This window comes from Streptomyces soli (assembly GCF_003999195.1).
GTDB classification, from domain to species: domain Bacteria; phylum Actinomycetota; class Actinomycetes; order Streptomycetales; family Streptomycetaceae; genus Actinacidiphila; species Actinacidiphila soli.
On record NZ_RJVR01000113.1, the window covers coordinates 1 to 9021 of the forward strand.

10 protein-coding genes and 1 pseudogene are annotated in these 9021 nt (G+C 67.8%); 3 read left to right on the top strand and 8 right to left on the bottom strand.

All coding sequences use genetic code 11. The annotated features are described in order from the left end of the window. Positions 1-304 (bottom strand): C-type lectin-like domain-containing protein (locus EFK10_RS09665; protein WP_164835905.1); only part of this gene is annotated, 304 nt, incomplete at its 3' end. 1286 nt (positions 305-1590) lie between these two features. On the opposite strand from EFK10_RS09665, the gene EFK10_RS09670 reads away from it, so the two are divergent. After that, positions 1591-2187 (top strand): MarR family transcriptional regulator, encoded by a 597-nt coding sequence (locus tag EFK10_RS09670; RefSeq protein WP_164835906.1) that lies wholly within the window; start codon positions 1591-1593, stop codon positions 2185-2187. Then, positions 2181-2591, top strand: coding sequence for a hypothetical protein (locus tag EFK10_RS09675; protein ID WP_127355321.1), 411 nt, complete (start codon positions 2181-2183; stop codon positions 2589-2591). The genes EFK10_RS09670 and EFK10_RS09675 overlap by 7 nt, the downstream gene beginning before the upstream one ends. Positions 2592-2749: 158 nt before the next feature. On the opposite strand, the gene EFK10_RS09680 is transcribed toward EFK10_RS09675, so the two are convergent. The 5 genes from EFK10_RS09680 to EFK10_RS09700 all read right to left on the bottom strand — a co-directional run bounded on the left by EFK10_RS09680 (position 2750) and on the right by EFK10_RS09700 (position 6583). Continuing rightward, positions 2750-3637, bottom strand: coding sequence for a PIN domain-containing protein (locus EFK10_RS09680; protein ID WP_127355322.1), 888 nt, complete (start codon positions 3635-3637; stop codon positions 2750-2752). A gap of 448 nt (positions 3638-4085) precedes the next feature. Then, entirely contained in the window at positions 4086-4814 is a 729-nt protein-coding gene (locus EFK10_RS09685; protein WP_240677106.1) for a hypothetical protein, read from the bottom strand. Between the two features lie 226 nt (positions 4815-5040). Further along, complete coding sequence (locus EFK10_RS09690; RefSeq protein ID WP_127355323.1) at positions 5041-5220, bottom strand: hypothetical protein; 180 nt, start codon at positions 5218-5220, stop codon at positions 5041-5043. A gap of 104 nt (positions 5221-5324) precedes the next feature. Further along, the gene (locus EFK10_RS09695; RefSeq protein WP_127355324.1) at positions 5325-5984 is read right to left on the bottom strand and encodes a hypothetical protein; all 660 of its coding nucleotides are present in this window, start codon (positions 5982-5984) and stop codon (positions 5325-5327) included. Beyond that, positions 5981-6583, bottom strand: a complete 603-nt coding sequence (locus EFK10_RS09700) for a sigma-70 family RNA polymerase sigma factor (RefSeq protein ID WP_127355325.1) — start codon at positions 6581-6583, stop codon at positions 5981-5983. The genes EFK10_RS09695 and EFK10_RS09700 overlap by 4 nt, the downstream gene beginning before the upstream one ends. Before the next feature lie 426 nt (positions 6584-7009). Between EFK10_RS09700 and EFK10_RS09705 the strand changes: the two are divergent. After that, positions 7010-7207, top strand: a pseudogene (locus tag EFK10_RS09705) (DUF6300 family protein); the annotation flags it as partial. Between the two features lie 119 nt (positions 7208-7326). Here the strand turns inward: EFK10_RS09705 and tpg are convergent. Beyond that, complete coding sequence (tpg, locus tag EFK10_RS09710; RefSeq protein WP_127355327.1) at positions 7327-7884, bottom strand: telomere-protecting terminal protein Tpg; 558 nt, start codon at positions 7882-7884, stop codon at positions 7327-7329. A 6-nt stretch (positions 7885-7890) separates the two neighbouring features. After that, positions 7891-9021, bottom strand: a 1131-nt coding sequence (gene tap / locus EFK10_RS09715) for a telomere-associated protein Tap (RefSeq protein ID WP_407647042.1), incomplete at its 5' end; no start/stop codon positions are given.

Sequence of the window (9021 nt, forward strand, 5' to 3'; positions counted from 1 at the left end):
ACGTGCTCTTGTGGGGGAATGAGCCGGAGGTGACGCGGGCGGTGAAGGTGGTCGGGGCCGGTGGGCGGGGCAGGAACAGCAGCGGGTGGTGGGGGGTGAAGCCGAAGTGGCCGAGGCGGGCGGCTGGTTCTTCGTCGAGGAGCTGCGGCTCGGTCCACAGTCCGACGGTGACGACGATCCACGCATGAGGGGTGTCCGGGTCCTTGCACAGCCACAGGTCGAATGTGCCGGCCAGGTGCTCTTCCCACTTCCAGACCTTTGCCCGCGGCTGGAGTTCGTCGGCCCCGTCCACGCGCAGCGGCATCAAGGCTCGTTCGAACGGGGCGATCAGATCGTCGTAGGCGACGCGCAGGGCGCTGGGCCCGGTCGACGGTGAACTCCCGGTCGGGAACGATCTCCCAGACCAGAAGGTCGGGCAGCTGCATCGCGAGGTACTGGCGCAGCCGGTCGACAGCTACCGGGACGTCGTCCTGACCGCGTCGGGCGTGCTCGGCCTGGGGCACACGAACCCACCAGGCGTAATACGGAACACCGTCCTCGGAGGAGTCGTCGTCGCAGCACTCCTCGTACACGCAGCCCAGCGAGGCGGCCAGCTCCGTCATCGGCTGCCTCGTGCGCCCGGCCAGCTCCGGCTCCGCCCCAGCGCGCCGCTGCGGGTCGTCAACGCTGATCCGCCACACCACCCACTCGAATCCGCCCCAGTCGGCCATGTGCTCCAGCCCGCTCCCTGCTTCGTCTCCGCCAAAGGCCAGTACATCAAGGGCTGCATCGGCCGCGTGACCGTTCACGTACCCCGGCCCCCGTACGAGGGAACGGGACCAGTACTGGCCCCCGCTGCCCTGCCATCCGGGTACGTGTCCCGCTGCTGAGGAACGCGTCCAGTCCCCGCCGGCCGTCCGGTGTCCTCACACCGGTGTCCCTCGATCCGAAACACCCGCCAAGAAACAGGCCGTGGAGACCTCAGGCCCCGAACAGAAGCCCCAACGATGGGTCAAAGCAGCGACATCGTACGGAGGTACGGAGTCGGGGGCCGCCAGGCCACCGGCGGCACGCCCACTCACGCCAGCCCCTCAGTTGCCGGCTTGTTCGTCCACGACCGGCACCACCCGAGACTCAGGACCTTAGGACACTACCCACGGTTCGCAGCTGCTGCACGGCGCCGCACGCGAAGCGAGCTCAACCACGACAGCCCAAGCTAGCTACCTGCGGTGAGGGCATCGCGCGCACGCGCGCGTCTTAAGGAAAAGAGGGTCTCTGCGAGAAACACCAATTGACCTGCGGTTTTAGAGATGCAGATGTGTTGGCTGTGACACATGCGACCTGCAGTTTTGTGTCGGCCGACATCACAACCGGCCCAAATTGTCCAAGCCGAGTGGGATAACTGCGCGTAGTTGCAGGTCAGCGGCCTGTCGTTGCGGGCCCCAGTGAAGCTTGGTGTCGGCACCGACACCAATAGGCCACGCCGACAGGTACAAATCTTCCAACCAGAGTGGGACAACCGCTAGAGTGCGCTGCGACCGCGAAGATCAAGGTGACAAGGAGCGGCCAGGCCCCATGGCTCGTCCCAAGCGTGACCGCCGACCTGCTGGGGTGAAGCCGTCCCTGTCCGCGGTGCCCAAGGGCGGGAGCGCGTCTTACCAGGAGACCCTGACCGAGCGTTTCGCCGGGATCATCAAGAAGGCGCCGCCCGGCAAACGCGCCCCGCAAGAGGTGCACGTTGAGGTCAAATACCGTGCGCCGCACGAGATGTACGGGCACGAGGGGTACAGCGCGGTCAGCAACGAGTTCCTCAGCGACGTCCTGGCTGTGCTGATCGCCCAGCACGGCATGTCCCCGATCCAGTCGGCGGTCCTCGTCTTCTGCATCGGCCGGCAGCGCGAGGGCTGGCTCAAGGCCACACACGCGAAGATCGCCAAGCACCTGGGTGTGGAACGATCGAACGTGACACGGGCGGTCGGGCGGCTGGAAGGCTGGCACATGCTTCAGCAGGTGGAGAACGGCGTGCTGTTCGTCAACCCGTTGATCGCCTTCAAGGGCAACGGTGACCGACAGCAGGAAGTCTTGGCGACACTACGGGGAGGGAATCCTCCAGAAGGAAGCTCCCCGACGCTTAACGCACCGCCCCCGCCGCGGAGTATTCAGCTGGAGCTCGGCGAGACCGAAGACGAGGAGGAGCAGGCGTGCTGATCCAGGCGCATCTCGGATACGGAATGCTGCACCAGCTGGACCTCACCAAGGGGGCCCAGGACCTTCTGAGCGCCCTCGTGGACCTCCAGGAACCCGGCGGCACCGTCCAGGCCTCCCAGAGCCAACTGGCGGCCCGTGTGGGGCTCAGCAAGAACGCCGCGAGCACCGCCATGGCGCTCCTGGTCGACCGGCACCTCGTGCTCCGCCCCGCGCGCAGCTACCGCACCTACACCCTCCACCCCTACATCGCCGGCTACCAGACGGTCGAAGACCTCGAAGCCGCCATCCAGGACGCCGCCGAACGGATCGCCGCCGGCGAACTCAACGAGCCGTCCGCGTACCGGTACGACACCCCGCCGCCCAAACGCCAGCACCGGGACCTCAAGGCCGTCAGCGGCGCGTAACTGGGTTGGCCCGACTCGTACGCGGGTGTGACCTGACGGCCATTGGGTCTCTCGCCGTGGAAGTTGGCCAGGCTGGACTGATGGCCCCGCTTGCCGCGGCCGTCTAGAAGCTGGACAGGGGCCATGAATTAGCCAGCGTTACCGGGGCGCCCGCGGGATTACGTCTGCAGTGGCGGTACGTCGTCGAGCGCGGTGCCCTTCTTGCGGTGGTCCTCCGGCAGACGGAGCACCTTCAGGTCCATTTGCTGGGCCCGTAGACGCATGCCGAAGTCATCGGTCAGCACCCGGGCGCCGGTCTCCGGATGGAGATTGTCCAGGTCGGCGGCGCAGCGCAGGATCGACATGTCCGCATCGCCGCCACGGTCATCAGTGTCGACCCACACCTCCAGAGTGGCGACGCCCGGGCGCAGCTGCACTGGCTGTCCGGGCTGGCTGTCCCGGAGGACGCGCTCGAGGTAGCGGATGGCGGTGGCGGCCTTCCTGGCAAGGTCTCCTTGGCCGTACTTCTGCCGGTCCAGCTCGTCGATCACGCGCAGCGGAACGACCAGCCGGGTAAGCGGCACGTCCTCGCCCTGCTGCTTGAAGAGATCGCGCCACAGGACGTCGCCGGGTTGCCGCCAGTGGTTGAGCATGTTGGTGTCGTACACCACAGGCAGGCCGGGACGCGCGGCGAACTTCATCAATGCCTCAAGCTCGGCGCGGGCCCTTTCCAGTGCCTTCACCTGAGTCTCGATCTCGGTGGAGAGCGCCTGGTTCTCGGCGCGTAGGGCCCGTATCTGACTCATCGCCACGTCGGGGTCGGCGGTGACGGCAGGTCCCGGACGCGCACCACCGATCGCCAGCAGGTTCCAGTAGGCCGTCGAGTGCAGGGCGGCAGCGAGATCCGGGGAAGCGAAGGTCTGCTTGAGCGTGGGGTACGTCTCATGGACTGCATCGGTGAGGGCGCGGTAGTAGTCCTGCGCGCCGCGCGCGTTGGTCCACGTCGTCTCCGCTCGGCGGAGCACATCTTCGGCGTGGGCGAGGGTGGTCCCCGTGGTCAGTCTCATGCCGAGATCGTGGCAGAGAGAAGATCAGCGACGGCGGGAGGGGCGACGACGGTACGTGGTCGTGCGCTGGTGACCACCCCGATAAGGAACCCCGTACCAGCCCTGCTCTGAGAGGGTCCAGGCATCGCTGAGCGCGTACTGGGCGGCCTTCGCCGCTACGCGCTCAGTCCCGTATGGCCGTTAGGCGTGCTCCTTGCTGGGCCACGATCTGCGGGTCAGTGACTCCGAGGGCTTTGGCTGGCCGGTTCACAACCCGAGGTGGTGACGCACCGGGACCAGAGCTGTCTGGAGTCGGAGGGCGTCATGGGGTTCACCCACCTGCACGTCGCATCCGGTTATTCGGCCCGGTACGGCGCCTCACACCCCGGCACCTGGTCCGGCGGGCGGCCGAGCGAGGCCTGGAGTCAGCTGACGGCGTCCAGGATCTCGACCGTCCCGCTGCCTGCTGTCAGCCGCGCTGGATTCTCTTGAGGTCGTCCAGCGTCAATTCCTGACTTCCGGTGGCGGCCTCGCTCGACACCCACGCGTGGATCTGCGGATCTGCGCTGTCGTCGTACCGGCTGGCGCCTGCGGCGGTGTCCTGGCCGTTCGAGTCGATGAGCTTCTGGATGTACTGGGCGAGTTCGGCGGGGCCTCCGCCGCCGTACCCGACTCCGTAGCCGCGTCCGTTCTCCTCCGGGAGGAGCGACAGAACGCCGTCGGCTGTCCTGACCCAGAAGAGGTGTCTTTGATCGATGATCAGGGAGGCGAAGGTGTCGTCGGGGCGCAGGTCGAGGGGGGCGTATGTGAAATAGGTCCAATTTTCGATGTTCCCGCCGACGGTGCGGTAGTGGTGCTCCACGACGGGAAGCCCGAACTCTGGGTCGTATGAGGTCTGGTAGCAGACGCAGCCCGATCCGCCCACCGCTGAGGGGCTGTCCTTGTCGTCGTACACGCACGGGTGGAACAGGTCAGGGATCTTCCTGTTCTCCACGAGCGTGGCGTGCAGAGCGTTCGGCTCGCAGCGCTGGAGCCTGCCCAGCCACTCCCGGACGTACGGAGTCTGCCTCTCGAAGGACGCCGTGGCGTTGAGGCCGCCTGCAGCGATGCCGTGTTCGGGCTCGGTGTAGAGGACGAAGTGGGCCCACCCCTTGTGGGGTTCGTAGGTGACCTTCAGATCACGCTGCTTGTAGCTCAACTGTCGGCACTCCCTGATGTGTTGGGTGCTCGTGGCGATCGGGCCGTTCTGACAATGTCCCAGGGGCCGCCCAGGGGCTAGAGCGCTTCCTGGCCACATGCCGCTCCACTGCCGGCGGCAGGTGCTGGGTGAGCAGCCGCTCCCGGCCGTCGTCGGTGGTGCCGGGAGCGGCGGTGTACCAACTGCGCCGGGCCGGCCCCGTGGGCGCGGCCCGGCCGTTCGAAAATCACATGTGGTGCTGCACCCAGAATGTCGCGATGCTGACCAGGCCGGTGCCGAGCCCGTAACAGGTTCCGCGTAGGAGGAGGCCGAGGGCGACACGCCGCCGCTGGCGGGCCCACTTCACGAGACGGTGAAGAAGTGCCGGAACCTTCCGCGCGGGGCGCTCGTGAGGGCTATCGTCCATGACAGATGTTCCTTCCTTGGAGGTGCATCGCCGTGAGGAGCCCTTCCGACCGTGGCCTGCGAAACCGAGGGTCGGAAACGGGCTTCTTTGCGTTGCGCTGCTGGTCAGCGGCGGGCGAAGTCGTGCAGCCGGTCGGCCAGGCGCTGGTCTGGGCGGTGGACGATGATGCAGGGGCCGGTCGCCAGGTCGGCCAGGCGGTCGACTTCCATCTCCAGCCCCCCGGTGGGGGGATCAGCCATGTAGCCGTTCTTTCGGACGTAGAGCGCCACGGCTTCCAGGCAGGCCAGGAAGGCCTGGTCGGGCGCTTCGGAGTCGAACATGTTGTCCGTGACCTCGTGGAGCCAGTGCTGTGCTTCCCGGCTCTCGCCCAGTGCCAGGTGGTGCAGGTGCAGGCAGTAGGCGGCAGCGCGGAGGCCGGCCCCGGCGGCCAGCTGCCACCAGAACTGTGCGCTCTCTCGATGCCCGGTCAGGTACAGCAGGCAGGCGAAGACGAGGGCGCCGTCGACGTCGAGGTGATCATCGCCGACGGCGTTGGGGTCCTGCGCCAGGCGGTCGACATGGTCGGCGGCGTCGGGCTTGTTGAGGACCCAGCGGCAGATCACGGACAGGCGTTCGGCGGCTTGTCGCGCCCGGAGCATGTCCGGCGCGGGGGTGGCCTGCGCGGCGTCCGCGGCGAGGCGGCGCAGCGCGGCTCCGACGTCGAATCCGTCGCTCGGTGAGGTGGGGATGCGGGCGTTGGTGAGGAGGTCATCGATGGCGGTCACTGTCCCGCCCCTTTCTTGTTCTTGCTGGGAGGGATCGGCAGTCCCAGCTGTACCCGGAGTCGTTCCTTGCCTTTGCGGCCGTGGTAGTCGACGGTGCGGGCGTCCAGGCCCATGTAGCGGGCGATCTGCTTGGTCGGGTAGCCCAGGAGGTGGCGCAGGGCGATGACGGTGAACTGCCGGGTGGGCAGGTTGAGGATCGCCTCGTACAGCCCGCTGGAGCCGGTGGTGATCTCCAGCTGGTTCCGGACCGCCTGCAGGTTCTGGGCTATTGGCGCGTTGATGACGAATGCCGGGGGCCGGCGGTCCTGCCGGAGGCGGTCGGTGACGCAGCGGTGCAGGACCGCGAGAGTGCGCTGTTCGAGGTTGCCTTCGGCCAGCAGTTCGTCCCAGCCGCCGAGGATCTCCAGGAACACCTCGTGCACGACCTGTTCGGCCACCCGGCGGCTGCCGAGGTGGATCTCCGCGAAGTCGTGGAAGAACTCCTGGTGGCCGAGGTAGAAGCCCTCGAAGTCCAGGGGCAGGTCCGGGGGTTCCTGGACGGGCTGGCTGTGGCCGCCGTCCTCGGGCGAAGCGTCAGTGTCGACGTCGCCGTTGCTCACACGTTCCTCCGGGTGGGGTATCGCCGGTTCCTCAACGCTGAGGTCGGTGATCGGGCACGGGCGACTTGCCCGCACGGGGGTTCGGTTGAGCCCTCATCACCCACCCTGTCGATTTCCGCGCCCTCAGACTCACGCACCTCACAAAAAACTACTCAGTGATCATTGACGCTCAACTGAACGTAAGTTTGAGTGTGTGTCACTTGTTCTAATCAGGCCCATTGACCAGCAGAGATGCTCACTCGTCTCACTTCCGCTTGTCCGAGGCTGGCGCCACCAGTGGGATGGATCACACCCGACTCGCTCCGCAGCTGCTGCCGTACGGAGCGCGACTCCCTGCCCGGGCCTGGGGTCTCGCTGCGAAGCGCCGCTTCCTGGCAGCTCGAATGCCGTTCGTGATGCCAAAGGACGACGCCGACGGGCGGGCGATCCACCTTGAGCTGTCCCGCCTGCCACGCGGGCAAGGCCGCCGCCGGCGCCCTGCTGCGGTTTTTGGCTAACGGGGGCGGCCGTGACGGGACACGCGGGCAGGAGGGAGACCGGCTGCTGATGGAGTGGACGAAGGAGGGCATGGCCGACCACGGCTGGCACTGGCAGGAGTCGGCCTTGGGAGATCCGCAGCCGTAACCCGGGCGCTGGCAGCGTCGTTGAGCACGGCAGCGCGTGCATGACCATCCGTCCCCCGCGGATACGCGAGTGAGGGCCCGAACCGCCGATGGTTCGGGCCCTCATCCGTGCTCGGGGACCTACAGGTCGAAGTCGATGTGCTGCACGTCGGTGAACCGCACCTCCTCCAGGCTGCCGGCGCGGCGGCCGCCGTCTTGGAAGTACACCTCCTTGAGCGCTTCGGCGGCGATCTTCTGGAGCTGCTGGTCGGTGGCCCCCTGGTCCTGGGCGTCGAAGAGACGGGCGGCGTACTGCGGCGGAAGGGCCACGGTGAGGTGGCGGATCCGGTCCTGGTCGGTGGTGCCGATCGGAGCGGTGTAGCCGAGCCGGGCGCGGGTGTCGATGACGATGCCGCCCGTGGTCGCCGCCGTCTTCTTGGCCTTCTCCCTGATCTGCGGCTGCCACCGCCTCTTGACCTCGGTCTCCAGACGGGCGGCGAGGTCCTTGCGGGGGCGCTTGATCTGGTCCTTCACGTACCGCTCGACGGTGCGCTGGGAGACCCGCAGCATCTGGGCGACCGCCTTGGTGCCCTTGAGCTGCTTGACCAGGTACCGCATCTGGGCGCCCGCCGACTTCGGGATCGGGCGGGTGAACGCCTTCTGCACCGCCTTGTCCAGGCCGTCCCCGAACATGCTCATCGCGGCCTACTCTCCGTCGTCCTCGTTAGTGACGTTGCCGTCCTTGATGTACCGGGCCACGTTGAGCTCGGGACCGTACTGCTCCCGCACACCCTCGGCCCACAGAGTGGTCTGGGTGCCCTCGTGCTTGACCATCCCCGGCGAGACACCGAGCCGGAAACCGCCCGGCAGGGGCCTGCCGCCGGAGTACGGCAGGAAGTCCAGCGGGCTCGGCCCATCGGCGGCGTACACGGCGCAGTCGGACAGGACCGCGACCGGATACTGACCGGTGACGGCCGCGTGCTTGAGCATCTTGCGATGCATGTTGATGCGGGTCCTGGCGATGACGGCGGCGCGGATGTCGGGCCGCCACGTCGGGCGGGACAGAGCCCGCCACGGCTCGCCGGGCTTCCAGCCTTCACCGCGGGGCCGCTCGCGCAGCTTGCCGATGCCGCCCTTGACCGTGGCCTTCACCGCCGACAGCACGATCGCCAGCTGCGGGTCCACCTGCTTGTGCTCCGCCATCGCCGTCAGGAAGTCCTGCGGCGACAGGTCGGCCGTGACGCCCAGGTCGGCCATCGTCGCCACATACGCGTCGCGCAGCCGGTTGTACCAGCCGTCCAGGAACCGGCCGTTCTCGTACCGCACCCACGCCTCGACCGGGGCGACGTCGTAGCCGAGTTCGACCGCGTACGCCACGGTCGGCGTCGCATGCCAGGCCGGCCCCTCAGGCCGGTCGCCCTTCGGCGTGAACGGGCTGGGCAGCAGGTCTCCTTCGAGCCGCTGCCACTGCTTGCCGACCTTCACGCGGGACAGGTCAACGTGGGAGAGATCGACCAGCCAGGAGCCGGGCAGCTTCGGGTCGAAGACCGGGTTCGTGACCCGGGCCGGCGCACCGAGGCCGACGATCGTGCCGTTCGCACCGGCGGCGAAGGCCATGTTCACGTCGATGCCCACCAGATACGGCTTGAGGCACTCCGCGTCGGTGATCGGGCGCGACCAGTCGTAGGCCTCCTCCATCAGGACCTCGGCCGGGGTGCGCCGGTGGAAGCGCGGCAGGTCGGCGAGCAGCGGGTGCCCGTCGGGGGCCTCGCACGGCGCGCAGTCGACCGGGTCCTTACCCAGTGAGCCGGGGTTGTGCTCGCTGTGCCGCTTGCC

Excerpts from the sequence above, each read along its gene's own strand:
- tpg (WP_127355327.1), bottom strand. The coding sequence starts at position 7,884 with ATGAGCATGTTCGGGGACGGCCTGGACAAGGCGGTGCAGAAGGCGTTC.
- EFK10_RS09680 (WP_127355322.1), bottom strand. The coding sequence starts at position 3,637 with ATGAGACTGACCACGGGGACCACCCTCGCCCACGCCGAAGATGTGCTC.
- EFK10_RS09690 (WP_127355323.1), bottom strand. The coding sequence starts at position 5,220 with ATGGACGATAGCCCTCACGAGCGCCCCGCGCGGAAGGTTCCGGCACTT.